This window comes from Paenibacillus sp. FSL K6-1230 (assembly GCF_038002385.1).
GTDB lineage: Bacteria > Bacillota > Bacilli > Paenibacillales > Paenibacillaceae > Paenibacillus > Paenibacillus massiliensis.
Genome location: NZ_JBBOCK010000001.1, coordinates 4,790,762 through 4,804,573, shown reverse-complemented (window position 1 = coordinate 4,804,573; position 13,812 = coordinate 4,790,762). Strand labels below are relative to the sequence as shown.

Annotated in this window: 10 protein-coding genes; 9 read left to right on the top strand and 1 reads right to left on the bottom strand. The window is 47.4% G+C overall.

All coding sequences use genetic code 11. From position 1 onward, the window contains the following. Positions 1–7: 7 nt before the first annotated feature. The gene (aspS, locus tag MKX74_RS21140; protein ID WP_018887770.1) at positions 8–1,786 is read left to right on the top strand and encodes an aspartate--tRNA ligase; all 1,779 of its coding nucleotides are present in this window, start codon (positions 8–10) and stop codon (positions 1,784–1,786) included. Positions 1,787–1,820: 34 nt separating this feature from the next. Next, positions 1,821–2,558 carry a tRNA threonylcarbamoyladenosine dehydratase gene (locus tag MKX74_RS21135; protein WP_018887771.1) on the top strand — a complete coding sequence of 246 codons (738 nt, stop codon included), beginning with the start codon at positions 1,821–1,823 and terminating at the stop codon, positions 2,556–2,558. Between the two features lie 324 nt (positions 2,559–2,882). On the opposite strand, the gene MKX74_RS21130 is transcribed toward MKX74_RS21135, so the two are convergent. Beyond that, positions 2,883–4,298 carry a zinc-ribbon domain-containing protein gene (locus MKX74_RS21130; RefSeq protein ID WP_341179750.1) on the bottom strand — a complete coding sequence of 472 codons (1,416 nt, stop codon included), beginning with the start codon at positions 4,296–4,298 and terminating at the stop codon, positions 2,883–2,885. 452 nt (positions 4,299–4,750) lie between these two features. On the opposite strand from MKX74_RS21130, the gene MKX74_RS21125 reads away from it, so the two are divergent. From MKX74_RS21125 to MKX74_RS21095, 7 genes are all read left to right on the top strand, one after another. Further along, the gene (locus MKX74_RS21125; protein WP_341179749.1) at positions 4,751–4,978 is read left to right on the top strand and encodes a DUF1858 domain-containing protein; all 228 of its coding nucleotides are present in this window, start codon (positions 4,751–4,753) and stop codon (positions 4,976–4,978) included. 14 nt (positions 4,979–4,992) lie between these two features. Continuing rightward, complete coding sequence (locus tag MKX74_RS21120; RefSeq protein WP_341179748.1) at positions 4,993–6,297, top strand: DUF438 domain-containing protein; 1,305 nt, start codon at positions 4,993–4,995, stop codon at positions 6,295–6,297. 355 nt (positions 6,298–6,652) lie between these two features. After that, positions 6,653–7,951, top strand: a complete 1,299-nt coding sequence (locus MKX74_RS21115) for an NCS2 family permease (protein ID WP_341179747.1) — start codon at positions 6,653–6,655, stop codon at positions 7,949–7,951. A gap of 239 nt (positions 7,952–8,190) precedes the next feature. Next, complete coding sequence (locus MKX74_RS21110) at positions 8,191–8,844, top strand: TetR/AcrR family transcriptional regulator (protein ID WP_341179746.1); 654 nt, start codon at positions 8,191–8,193, stop codon at positions 8,842–8,844. Beyond that, positions 8,844–9,773, top strand: coding sequence for an alpha/beta fold hydrolase (locus MKX74_RS21105; RefSeq protein ID WP_341179745.1), 930 nt, complete (start codon positions 8,844–8,846; stop codon positions 9,771–9,773). The genes MKX74_RS21110 and MKX74_RS21105 overlap by 1 nt, the downstream gene beginning before the upstream one ends. A 222-nt stretch (positions 9,774–9,995) precedes the next feature. Next, positions 9,996–12,173 (top strand): HelD family protein, encoded by a 2,178-nt coding sequence (locus MKX74_RS21100; RefSeq protein WP_341179744.1) that lies wholly within the window; start codon positions 9,996–9,998, stop codon positions 12,171–12,173. Between the two features lie 311 nt (positions 12,174–12,484). Then, positions 12,485–13,498 carry a LacI family DNA-binding transcriptional regulator gene (locus MKX74_RS21095; RefSeq protein WP_341179743.1) on the top strand — a complete coding sequence of 338 codons (1,014 nt, stop codon included), beginning with the start codon at positions 12,485–12,487 and terminating at the stop codon, positions 13,496–13,498. Positions 13,499–13,812 lie beyond the last annotated feature (314 nt).

The window sequence follows — 13,812 nt, the reverse complement described above, 5'->3', positions numbered from 1 at the left end:
AATGATCATGAATAGGAGTCATCAATGCGGCACCCTGACAACAGCGCATATTGGAGAGACAGTAACCTTGAACGGCTGGGTACAGACCCGGCGTGACCTGGGTGGCGTGTTGTTCATCGATCTCCGCGACCGCAGCGGAATCGTTCAAGTTGTATTTAATCCGGCATTTTCTGGTGATGCTCTGGGCATTGCTGACCGTGTGCGCAGTGAATACGTCATTGCTGTCAAAGGTACAGTGGTGAAGCGTGACGCAGAGACGATTAACCCGAATCTGGCGACAGGGGAAATTGAAGTACAGATTACCGAGATCGAGGTATTGAATGCAGCCAAGACTCCTCCGTTCTTCATCGAAGATGGTGTAGAGGTGGATGAGTCCCTGCGTCTCAAATACCGCTATCTGGATCTGCGTCGTCCGGAAATGTATAACACACTCAAGCTGCGTTCCAAGGCTGCGAAGATCTTCCGCGACTTCCTGGATGGAGAAGATTTCATTGAGGTAGAGACACCAATCCTGACAAAGAGCTCGCCAGAGGGTGCGCGTGACTATCTGGTGCCAAGCCGTGTACATGAGGGTGAATTCTTCGCTCTGCCACAATCGCCGCAAATCTACAAGCAGCTGCTGATGGTAGGTGGCCTTGAGCGTTACTATCAGATTGCTCGTTGCTTCCGTGACGAGGACCTTCGTGCGGATCGTCAGCCAGAGTTCACTCAAGTCGATATTGAGACATCCTTCCTTCAGCAGGATGACCTCATGGGCATGATGGAACAATTGATGGCCAGATTGCTCCGCGAGACGGTCGGTGTAGAATTGGAGCTGCCATTCCAACGCATTACTTATGCGGATGCCATGGGCAAATACGGCTCAGATAAGCCGGATCTGCGCTTTGGTATGGAATTGATCGAGATGAACGATATTGTAGCAACTAGCGGTGTGAAGGTGTTCGCTTCGGTCATTGAGAAGGGCGGAGAAGTGAAGGTCCTGAATGCGAAGGGCTGCGGAACATGGACACGCAAGGAGATTGACGATCTTGGACCATATGCTGCGCGCTATGGTGCGAAGGGTCTGGCGTGGATTCAAGTCAAGGACGGCGAATTCAAGGGGCCAATCGTGAAGTTCTTTACGCCGGAAGAGATCGAAGCTGTCAAAGAGCGCACGGGAGCCGAAGAAGGCGATCTGCTGCTGTTCTCTGCAGACACGAAGAAGGTCGTAGCGGATGTACTCGGTGCCTTGCGTCTGAAGATTGGGCGCCAATTGGGTCTGATCGATGACAGCAAATTCAAGTTCGTGTGGGTGGTAGACTTCCCGCTGCTCGGCTATGATGAGGATCAAAAACGTTATGTAGCAGAGCATCATCCGTTCACGCGTCCGAAGGATGAGGATCTGGCCCTGTTCGATACTGACCCGGGACAAATCCGTGCCCAAGCCTATGACATCGTCCTGAACGGCTACGAAGTCGGTGGCGGCTCCATGCGGATCTTCAAGCGTGACGTGCAGGAGAAAATGTTCAACGCAATCGGTCTGTCTCCAGAGGAAGCCAACGATAAATTCGGCTATCTGCTTGATGCCTTCGAGTACGGAACGCCTCCTCATGGTGGTATCGCCTTTGGCTTCGACCGTCTGGTGATGCTGCTCACGGGCCGCACGAACCTGAGAGAGACAATTGCCTTCCCGAAAACGGCGAGCGCTACGGATCTGCTCATGAACGCACCGTCTGAGGTGGACCATTCGCAGCTGGAGCAGTTGCATATTCGTCTCGCACCGAAGCCTGCTGCAAGCAAGGCTTAATATTACAGCATGACAAAGGAGGTCATCGACGGGTATGCTGAATCAGTTCTCCCGTACTGAGCTGGCCATCGGCTCCGAAGGACTTGAGAAGTTGAAAAATAGCACAGTCGCTGTGCTTGGCATAGGCGGTGTAGGATCGATTGCGGTAGAGGCTCTAGCTCGAAGCGGAGTCGGCCGGATCATCCTGATTGACAAGGATGTCGTGGACATCACCAACATTAACCGTCAGATCCACGCGCTTACCAGCACGATTGGACAGAAGAAGGCCGATCTGATGGTAGATCGTGTGAAGCTGATTAACCCCGAATGCGAAGCCATAGCTCTTAACATGTTCTATACAGAAGAGACCTATGAGGAGCTGTTCAAATTCGAGCTGGATTACGTCATTGATGCCTCAGACACGATCTCTTACAAGATCCATCTGATCAAGCAGTGTCTGGAGCGCAAGGTTCCCATCATTTCAAGCATGGGTGCGGCGAACCGGATGGACCCGACCAAGTTCCAGGTAGCGGACATTTCCAAAACCTCGATGGACCCGATGGCACGTGTCATTCGGACGAAGCTGCGCAAGGAAGGCATCAAGAAAGGCGTTCAGGTGGTCTTTTCCACGGAGGAGCCGATCAAGCCGCGTGAGGACATCACGAAGAAGATCGTGCCGGAGAATGCTCCAGCGATCCGTAAAGCCAAGCAGCCTCCTGCAAGCAATGCATTTGTACCGCCTGTTGCTGGCTTGATCATGGTCAGTGTCGCGGTGAAGGAACTGCTTGCATAGAGCTTCCTTATAACTTGTACCTTAAATTAGGGGGCCCTTGCCTTCCTTATGGTTAAGCGTGCAAGGCTTAGCGTGCAAGACTCCATTTGCATACTCAACATTAATGCCTGGTTGCACCTGTGCACGGGCCTGTCCGTAGATAGCATCTTCATTGCTGTCTGCGGGCTTTTTTTATGTGGCGTGCCCAGCTAAGCATTGCAACTTCTAGTTGGTGGAGAGTCAAGTTGTGGGGCAAGCGTGTCAAATGAGTAACAACCACTTCGGAAGTGAAGTGGTTGTTTGTGTCTGCTGGGAAAGAATATTCGCTTTATTGGGGTAAACATGTTATTCCTGAATAGAGGTGACGATGCCATCATCCAAGTAAATGAAACGGTAGCCAGAGTAATTCGAATAAACCCATTGCTCGCTCACACCGAAGCTAGTCGTCGTCCTATTGATGTCTGAAGGCTCTCCCCAACTGGATTCTCGTACTTCCGGAGCGGTCATGCCGATGGCAGGAGCCAGCAATTTTTTGGCGGTGGGAAGCGTGGTTGAGGAGCTTAATTTATTAAAAACGGTTAAGTCTGTCTCTCCGTCAACCGTTCTGTATTGATGTAAACTCCCATTTTTAATGACAAATGTTGAGGCAGCATTATTTTTTACAGTATTCCCCTCAATGATAACCTTCCAATCATACACATGTTGCTTGTATGTGCCTGGCCAGGTGACAGTATATATAGTTAATCCTGAGAATATCACTTGTTGGCCTGAGCCATATTGCCATGTACCTTGGAAAGGCTCTAATAGTCCGATCTCCTTTAAATATTTCTTCGTATCCTTGTAATTGTCATCTCCGATGCTAGTCAACCTAGCTTTGGCTTCGGTCAGGTCCCCTTCTTTGAAAAGTCGGATACCTTCTAAATATTGTGCTTCATGAAGGAGTGTACCAGTGTCCCTATGCTCTTTAATTTCTTGAAGTAAGGGTAGGGCTTTTGCAGAATTATTACCCGAAATCAGATATTTTCCATACTGATATTTAGCTTCGATGAGCTGCTGCTTACTATCTTCATAATCTCCACTTCTTTCAAATGCCTCGATTGCCTTTGCATACTCCGAGTTGTTCAGGGATACAAGCCCCTCTAGATAGTCCATTTGAAGCCTAGCTTCCGGAATATGCTTATAAAGCTCCAAATCAGTGATAATCTCCTTAACCTGCGAATAGTCTTTGTTCTTGATGAGCTGCGTTGCGTACAGATAATTGCTTTTTGCTAATAACACTGCCGAATCCTTATAGTCTCCTAAATCCTTGAACTCCTCTATGGCTTGCTCATAATTACCGCTGCTCATCAGAGATGCGGCATGCGTGTATTTTTGCTGTGAGAGGTATGACGTTACAATACCAGAGATTACGATTAGAGCAGCAGTAGCGACCAAGATCATAGCTATCAGTTTCTTTTTTGATCGAGGGGTCTTACTTGGCACAGCGTGACGATTTGTCCCCTCATTAGACTTTGCTGATTCTTTAGAAGCATTTACGGGCTTGGTATGTGTATCTGAAGGGTGGATCAAATCCTCAGGTGTAGACTCCACCGGTATAACAGATTCAACCTTCACTACATCAGTAATACTCTCCTTTGAACCCACAGGCTCGGGAGGTGCTTTGAGCTCGGGGATTGATATTTCTGCCCCACAATGATGGCAAAAACGACTACTTTTAATGATGGTTTTTCCACAGCTATTACAGAACCTAATCTTCTCCATCCTGACTGTATGTATTAGAAAATTGTGTAATACAAAATAACAGTTCATATATCGGTCTTTTTCTTTATTATTTGAATACTACTTGGATTCGAGCGCAAATCATCCTTCTTTAGTAAATGATTGCTAAAAAAGATAGCATTACATTGCAAGCTTGTCAGCATAGAAAATACACAGAGAAGCTACTAGAGGATATTCGAACAGGCCTCCTTATGTCTAACCTCCGCATGTCCAAGCCTTATATTCTTGTGAAACCGACAGTTTAGTGCAAATTGTGATTTCTAAAAACTTGTGATTGTAATCACAATCGACCTTATCACCGTATGTTAAGTTGTTAGTGAGAAATGTTCTCAACGAATGCAAGCCATCAAGCAATTAATTCAAGTCACAAAAGACAGTCAAAGTTAAACCCTATATCGACTGCCGTAATACGGTAGCTAGCCAGGAGTGATGAGATGGGTCGTACGTTAAGCATGAATGAGCCAATATTGCACCTTGTGGAGCGTTATCCTGAAGTGAAGGACATCATGATGGAACTGGGCTTTCGTGATATCGCCATTCCAGGCATGCTGCAGACGGCAGGTCGTTACATGACCTTGAACAAAGGTATGAGGCTGAAAAAGATGGATGTAGATACGGTTCGGCAAGCCTTTGCCATGCAAGGCTTTGCACTTGAAGAATAGAGGGGCGAGCGAAGATGAGTGAACTGATTAATAATCGTGAAATGATGGGAAAAGAACGGTCGGAGCGTCAGGAGCTGCTGAAGGAGATTATCAAGGAACTGCATGCTGGTAAAAGTGTCGAGGAGGTCAAGGCTCGCTTCGAGGAGGCGGTCGGTGATGTGACGGTGGCGGAGATTTCCGAGCTGGAACACGCCTTGATGACGGAGGAGGGCATTCCTGTATCCGAGGTGCAACGCCTTTGCTCTGTGCATACAGCGATCTTCAAGGGATCGATCCAGGACATTCACCGGTCTGAGAAGCCTGAAGAGCAGCCAGGTCACCCGGTACACACCTTCAAGCTGGAAAATCGCGAAATTGAGAAGCTGGTTAATTTCCAGATTGAGCTGCACAAGGACAAGTTCGCCAGACAGGATAGTGACGAGATCAGATACAAGCTGCTGGAGGATCTCAATCTGCTGCTGGACATCGACAAGCACTATAGCCGCAAGGAGAATCTGCTCTTCCCTTACCTGGAGCGCTACGGAATTTTTGGGCCAACAAAGGTGATGTGGGGAATTGATGACGGCATTCGGGCGATGATCAAGGGTGCCAAAGCGATGCTGACGAACTATACGGGCAATCAACAAGAGGTAGTGGACACGCTGGAGCAAGCGATCCGTGAGGTCAACGAGATGATTTTCAAGGAAGAGAACATCTTGCTCCCGATGGCTCTCGGCAAGCTGACTGAGGATGAATGGGTCAAGATTGCCCATGAAAGCCCGGAAATTGGCTTTTGCCTGACAGCCCCAGAGCAGGAATGGGTTCCTCACAGAGCGGCGGAGCCGGAAGGGTCCCAAGCAGACTCTGACGGTACACACGCACAGACAGCTACGGAGCAAGCTGGCACAGCACAGACTGAAGGTGCGACTCCACAGGGCTTCATCCGCTTTGAGACAGGAATTTTATCCATGCAGCAGCTGGAGCTGATCATGAATCATCTGCCAGTGGATCTAACCTTTATTGATGAGAATGATGTTGTTCGCTACTTCTCTCATGGTAAGGAACGGATCTTCGCCCGTACAAAAGCCGTAATTGGCCGTACAGTGCAAAATTGTCATCCACCACAAAGCGTACATGTCGTGGAGAAACTACTGGAGGACTTCAAAGCCGGGAAGAAGGATGCCGAGGATTTCTGGATTACAATGAAGGACAAATTCATCCTGATTCGCTACTTCGCTGTCCGTGATGCAGATGGTCGTTATCTGGGGACATTGGAATTTACGCAGAACGTTGCGCCAATTCGTGCCTTGGAAGGACAGAAACGAATTTTGTCCGAATAGTATTGTTTAAATAATATTGTCTACATCGTATTGTCTGAATAGTGTGGTAATGGACAGGACATAACTGGACTAATAACAGGATACCATCCAAGCTAGCCGCATCAGAAACGAACTAAATAAGAATTCAATCCAGAATAACGGAACTCTGCTCAAATGGTAGAGGTCCGTTGTTTTGTGATTTTGGAATGATTGGATTCAGTCGGAGGTCGGGCGTGGAGTGGTCTTTGGAGGGGGCTTGAAAAGGGATCTGAAACTATTGTGAAAGCCTTGTGAAAGGTGCGAAAGGAGTGTATGATGGGTAATGTTTGCTTTTTATCATGACATCTTATGTTAACGATTTGGAGGCTGCACGTTTATGAACCGAGGGATGTTTTCCCGTACGCTTGGCTTCACACCCGAGCACCAATGGAAGAAGGAAATTACGGCGGGGCTGCTGTCTTACTTCTCCGTAGTCTATATTATTCTGGTCAATGCAACGATTCTGTCCGATGCGGGCATGCCCTTGCAGGGTGCTATGCTGGCGACATTGCTTACTTCGGTGGCAGGCTGTCTGCTGATGGCCTTTGGTGGTAAATCTCCGATTATTGTGGTGCCCGGGATGGGGATCAATGCGTTCTTCACCTATACACTTGTTCACTCCATGAAGCTGAGCTGGCAGGAAGCGCTGACGGTCGTATCCATCACGGGTGTGCTGTTCGCGATCGTGGCGTTCACTTCCCTATATCGCAAGATTAGCGAGGCGATTCCTCATAATCTCCAGCACGGCATTACTGTTGGGATCGGGCTGTTCCTGACCTTCATTGGTCTGCAAAAGAGCGGGATCGTGATTGCTCATCAGACGACCTTTGTTGCTATTGGACATTTTAGTGATCCTGGGGTTATTACCGCTTGTGTGACGTTGATTCTGGCCTTGATTTTGTTTATTCGAAATGTGCAAGGCGGGCTACTGATCAGCATGCTGGTAGGTACGGGGCTGGCGTATTTGCTGGGCGCGGTGCACCCACAGGCTGCTGTGAAGAGTGAGGAGACTGTGCGGCAATATGGTGAGCTCTTCGCGAACTTTACAGCTTCAGGCTTCGTTACGATCGCGTTCTGGATCGCCGTCTTCCTGCTACTGCTCATCGTGGTCTTTGAGAACATTGGCCTTGTTGCGGGTCAGACCGCGATGATTGGCAAGCCGGAGGCATTCAAAGGCAGTCTGCGTGCGCTGGCCATCAGTAATATTTTTGCTGGACTGTTCGGTACAAGCCCTACCGTGGCCGCGGCGGAATCCACTGCCGGGATTGCGGCAGGAGGTCGAACAGGTGTTACGCCACTCGTGACAGCGATCATGTTTGGTCTGACCTTCTTCTTCATTCCGCTGCTGACATACATTCCAGATAGTGCGATTGCTCCTGTGCTGATTATTATCGGTGGCTTGATGGTGCAGAATGTGAAGGAAATGAACTTTGCGGATTTTGCAGACGCATTTCCAGCTTTCCTGATCATGGTCATGATTCCGTTCACCTACAGCATTGTGGATGGAATGGCATTTGGCTTCATCGCATACCCCTTGGCGAAGCTTGCAGCGGGAAAAGGTAAAGAAGTGCCACTCGTGCTGTATGTCATTGCTATCCTGTTCCTTGCCAATTTCGTGCTGCATGCAGTAGTCTGAACGCAACCGGATCATTTGAGAAGTCTCTGAACCTTAGTCGTATGGGTTCGGAGGCTTTTTTGTATTATCAGGTAGTCAGTGGTTTTTGTTTATCACAACTCATTAATAATATATTTAGACACAATTTGATATAAGCTGTGCTAGTAATCAAGAAAGATTAAAAAAGAATTGATATTTATATGCTTTTGCTTTAAATTGAATAAAAACATACCGATTGAATGTTTTTGGGGAGGGATAATTTGAGGAAGAAGTATACAGCAAAGGAAGTCAGAAACTTAATACTAGACACTGCTTCTGTTTTATTTATTGAGAAAGGGTATGAGCAGACTTCGATCAGTGAAATTGTTGCCGGATTGGATGGACTTACTCGCGGTGCGATTTACCATCATTTTGATTCCAAATATCAGATTATTGTAGGAATCGCAAAAAGGTTTATACCGGATCAGGATTTATTAGATTCTATTGATGAACGAGAGGATTTAAGTGGCCTAGAAAAAATTCAAAATATTTTACTTGAAGCGATGTTTAATGAGGATATTACCCAATCGACAGCAGCTTCATTAGCCTTACTAAACGATCCCACTTTTAGCTCGATTTATAACACACAAATATGCGAAATTCTGGCTCCTAAAATAGTAAAGTACATTCATGCAGGTAATGAGGATGGATCTATTAAGGTAGCATATCCAGAACAAATGGCTGAAATCATTATTTTATTAACAAGTACCTGGTTCATCCAAGCATTATTCCCAAATACAATGGAGACGTTTTTTGAAAAATTAAAAGCTGCTCAGTATGTGTTAAAGGAAAGTGGAGTAAACGTTATAAGTGATGAAGTCTTCTCAACGATTGTCAAAGAACTAACAGGTGCTACTACAAAAAGGAGCAAGTAATGAAAAAAACATTGAAAATTACGGGGATTATTTTACTATCCATACTAATCATTATTGTCTTGTTTTTTGCAGGAGTGTTTATTAACAATAAAATTCAACTAAGTCGTGAAGAAAAGAAGATAGCTTCTTACGGCGAAACTGTTGCTATAGATGGAGAAAACATGAACTTCCAGATCTCCGGGACAGGTGAAAAGACAATCGTTTTATTACCGGGCTATATGACAGCTGCACCGATCATTGATTTCAAGCAACTGATTAGTGAGTTAGAACAAAACTATCGAGTTATTGCGATAGAACCCTTTGGATATGGTCTAAGTGATGATACGGATAAGGAAAGATCTGTTGAAAATATAACCGACGAAATACATGAGGTGTTGGTTAAGCAGGGAATCAAAAAGTATACGATGATGGGCCATTCAATTACGGGGGTCTACTCTCTTGAGTATATTAAAAAATATCCTAATGAGGTTGAAGCCTTTATAGGAATTGATAGCAGCCTTCCTTCACAAGGGGGAGCCGATGATAATATAGCGGGGGCCATTGAGCTTTTAAGTAAATCGGGACTGTATCGTGTACTCTCAAATATGAACACCGACATGCTGAAGATTCCAGATGTGGGAGATAAATTAGCCGAGCAATATAAATATTTGTCTCTAAAAAATATAGGATCAAAAGCAACAATGAATGAAGGCAAATCCATGCTGGAGAATTTTAATAAAACGGCTGAGATACAGTACCCTAAAAGTCTGCCCGTTATGTATTTCTTGGCAACAGAAAGCATGGATTCTAATGATAACTGGTTGAGGATTCATCAAGATATGGTTAAAAATAGTGACAAATCAGCTATTCAAATCATAGAGGGAGGACACTATTTACATCATACTAAATCAAAGGAATTAGCTGAGCTTACGGCATCTTTTTTAGAATGATAATGTATTAAAACCACTGGACAGTCAAAAGCTCTTGCCGAAAAAATGATGTAGCACCAAAAGGAATTGATTGGTTGTTCTTATGGGGAACTGCGGGGTTCTGGAAAGCGGGTTCATGTTGGGCTTCTTATAGCTTTCGTTGGAGGAATGTGGTATATTGGTAATCCTTTTGTGTTGTCAGCGATTGACCATAAGAGAATATTCTTAGGAGGTAACTGAAACATGTCACAAAGCTTTCAAAGTGCCTATCAAGAAGAAGTTGATCGACTGAAGCGGACCATGGAGACAGTGGACCAGCAGCTGGAACGACTGCGAGGGATACCGATCTATACAGGTCATGACTTCACGGAGCAGGTTCTTGAGGCCCAGCGTGAAGAACGACGAGTTGCCCTGACGAAGAGCTCTAAGGAGCCTTATTTTGGGCGGCTGGATTTTGAAGAATCGGGAACGGATAGCCGAAAGCCGCTCTACATCGGTAAGGTCGGTGTGGATCGGGAAGAGGTAGGGGATCATCCGTTGGTCATTGACTGGCGTGCGCCAGTAGCCAGCTTGTTCTACTCCTTTACTGGGGGGGAGGGCCCGGCCACTTATGAAGCTCCGGAGGGTCTGATTGAAGGGTTGGTATACCTGAAGCGGAACGTGGTTATTCGCCAGCGAATGCTGGAGAGAATTGCGGATACCTTCAACCGGGATAGTGACCAACCAGCGGTGTCCGATGAATTTCTCGTATACCGACTTGGGGAGAACAAGGACAACAAGCTTCGTGATATCGTCTCCACAATCCAGGCGGAGCAGGACCAGATTATTCGGGCGCAGCGGGATACAGCCTTGATTATTCAAGGTGTAGCGGGCTCGGGTAAGACGACCGTGGCCTTGCATCGGCTTGCTTTCTTGCTGTATCAGTACAAGGAGCAGGTTGCGGCTGAGCGTATGATCATTTTTGCCCCCAACCATATGTTTTTGGACTATATTTCGGATGTGCTGCCTGAACTGGGTGTTGGAGATATTCAGCAGAGCACGTTCACGGATTGGGCGGTCCAGCTACTTGAGATTGAGCTTCCGATTGCAAATGCAAGTGAGACGTTGAATCTCTGGTTCGAGGAGCCGAATAACCGTCCGAAGCTTAGTGATGAGGTGCCAGGACGCTACAAGGGATCGATCCGATTCATGACTTTGCTGAAGGAATGGCTATCCGGGCTGGAGAGTGACGCTGTACCAGAGGCAGACTTCATACCGTGGGATGGGGCCGTGCTGACCAGATCCGAGATTGAGCGCTGGTTCAGCGAGGAATATAGACATTATCCTCTTGCGAAGCGCAAGGAGCGCGTCATGGCACGGATTCATCGCTGGATTGAGATGGAGCTGAAGCAGCTGAAATCGGAAGCCCTGCGCAAGGAATGTAAGAAGAAGGCAGCCACGCGCGAGAAGGCCTATGCCAAAAAATGGCCACAATATGAGCCGCTAACGATGTACAAGCAGCTATTTAAGACTGTCAAGGGAGGGAGTGTCCCTGACGAGATCCATGCTCAGCTTCCACGCTCGATCGTGAAGCAGACGGCTACGGATTTGAAGCAGAATATCATCCGTGAGGAGGATCTGCCTGCGTTGGTGTACATCCATGCGTTAATTCATGATATTGATGGCGGACAGCGGTTCGACCATATCGTCATTGATGAAGCACAGGATTTCTCTCCATTTCATGTTGCCTTGTTGGATTTGTTCGTCAAAGGACACTCCTTCACGATCTTGGGAGACCTGTCCCAAGGCATTCATGAGTATCGCGGCGTCCACGCCTGGGATGAGATGAGCAGTCTCTTTCCTGCTGAGCATCATGCTTATTATGCACTGACACGCAGTTATCGTTCGACTATGGAGATCATAGATTATGCGAACATTATTCTGGAGCGTGGTGTGAAGAGCGGTATTACTGCGATCCCGGTGTTTCGTAGTGGTGATCCGGTCCGTGTCATTGCTCACCCGACGCAGAAGCGCAGTACGGATCTGGAACGTGCGTTGCGACATTTGACCGGGAAGGATTACCGCACCGTTGCCATTCTGACACGTACATTAAGCGAGGCTGTTGAATTGCATGCGGAGCTTGCCAAGCAGGGCTGGGAGCTGAATCTTATTGACGGCAGCAAAAAGCAGTACACAGGCGGTCACTCGGTCCTTCCGGTCTATCTCTCGAAGGGGCTGGAATTCGACGCGGTCGTTGTTGCCGATGCGGATACAGAGCATTATCTGAGCAATGCCGGAGATGCAAAGCTACTGTATGTAGGCTGTACGCGGGCATTGCATGAGCTCTGGCTGCTCCATAGCGGGGCTCTGCCGGATTATGCCCAAGCTGCTGATCTGACAGATAGCGAGAACATGGTTCTGGAGGGCTGGCCTGAAGACTAGTTGAGCACGTGGGAATGACCAGGCTCGGTTGATATCCGTAAGATAGAACACTATATTGGTGACTGGAGCCGACTCCGTTGTCACTATGGCAAAGACAGGCTGCAATCTCCGTAGTGAGCGCCTGTCTTTGCCATATCCAGATATATTACTTATAATAGCGTCAAATCACTAATTCAGAAAAAGATTAGAAGAAATATAGAAAAGCACGGAAGAAGTAAGGAAGAGGCTCGGTAGAAGCACGGTAGAGGCACGGAAGAAGCAAAGAAGGAGTAATACAAAGCTGTTATTTTAAGCAAAGGTGAACATAAATAATGAACAAACCAACCATTTACGATGTAGCTAGAGAAGCAGGTGTCTCGATTGCTACCGTCTCCAAGGTGCTGAATCATAACGGTCGTATCAGTGACAAGACACGGCAGAAGGTGACGCGCATCATGGAGCAATTGAACTATCAGCCGAGTATGGTGGCTTCCGCGCTTACGAGTCAGCGAACAGGCACAATTGGCCTGATGATTCCGGACATTGCCAATCCCTTCTTCGCAGAAGCAGCCCGTCATTTCGAGGATCATGCCCAGCAAGCGGGCAATGATCTGGTGATCTGTAGTACCGATCGTGATGATACGAAGGCGGAGCGATATATCTCGTCTTTGCTGCGCAAGCGTGTAGACGGGCTGATCATCGCCTCGCACACAGGTCCGCCGGAGCGGGTAGCCCGTCTGCTGACCGACCGAATTCCGACGGTACTGTTCTCTGCGGATATTCGTTCGCTAGCCTGTAACAGCGTCACCATTGATGATTATCAGGGGGGCTATGAGGCCACGAAATATCTGTTGTCACTTGGGCACCGCCGGCTAGGGATTATTTCGGACAGCCTGTCTGGTAGCCGTTTGCGGGAGCAAGGCTTCATAGAGGCATTAACCGAAGCGGGACTGCAGCCAGATGAGTCTGAATGCATGATCCAGACCTCTGCCACGCTGGAGAATGGTCGGACTGCGGCACGCACGATGTTATCCATTCCTACAGATAGACGGCCAACTGCCATATTTGCCTGCAACGATCTGTTGGCCATCGGCGTACTGCAGGAGGCCAGCTACGTCGGGCTGGATGTTCCCCGGGATTTGTCTGTCGTTGGCTTCGATAATACATTGCTGGCAGATATTTGCCATCCCTCTCTCACCAGTATCGCTCAACCCCTGCGTGATATGACCAGACAATCCATGCAGCAGCTAATGGACTGCATCGCTGATCCCGATGCTGCTAAGGATAAGGTGCTGATTCAGCCAGAGCTCGTTATTCGTCAATCCACAGGTCCCGCTCCCGATTAATTTGACTGTTCTCCGGGAGAAAGGGACCTTTTTCCTCATGCGCTACTACGCACTATTTTTCACTTGCAGGATTCTAAAAAATGTAATTGATAAGCGCTTACATCTCTACTATAATAGTTTTTACAGTTAGGTTAAGCGCTTAACCTAAGGTGTTAACCAAAATCTTTAGCAAGAGCATGGCTCTGACCCTGACCTTGATCCTGACCCTGGCTACCAAATTCAAGCTATTAGCAAGGTAGTTAACCAAGATATTGTGCAAGAAATTTACTTGGGAGAAATATATTATGAGTCTGGTCTACTTCCACATGTCACGT

Coding starts and splice junctions, on each gene's coding strand:
- MKX74_RS21120 (WP_341179748.1), top strand. CDS start 4,993: ATGAGTGAACTGATTAATAATCGTGAAATGATGGGAAAAGAACGGTCG.
- MKX74_RS21100 (WP_341179744.1), top strand. CDS start 9,996: ATGTCACAAAGCTTTCAAAGTGCCTATCAAGAAGAAGTTGATCGACTG.
- MKX74_RS21115 (WP_341179747.1), top strand. CDS start 6,653: ATGAACCGAGGGATGTTTTCCCGTACGCTTGGCTTCACACCCGAGCAC.
- MKX74_RS21135 (WP_018887771.1), top strand. CDS start 1,821: ATGCTGAATCAGTTCTCCCGTACTGAGCTGGCCATCGGCTCCGAAGGA.
- MKX74_RS21105 (WP_341179745.1), top strand. CDS start 8,844: ATGAAAAAAACATTGAAAATTACGGGGATTATTTTACTATCCATACTA.
- MKX74_RS21095 (WP_341179743.1), top strand. CDS start 12,485: ATGAACAAACCAACCATTTACGATGTAGCTAGAGAAGCAGGTGTCTCG.
- MKX74_RS21125 (WP_341179749.1), top strand. CDS start 4,751: ATGGGTCGTACGTTAAGCATGAATGAGCCAATATTGCACCTTGTGGAG.
- aspS (WP_018887770.1), top strand. CDS start 8: ATGAATAGGAGTCATCAATGCGGCACCCTGACAACAGCGCATATTGGA.
- MKX74_RS21130 (WP_341179750.1), bottom strand. CDS start 4,298: ATGGAGAAGATTAGGTTCTGTAATAGCTGTGGAAAAACCATCATTAAA.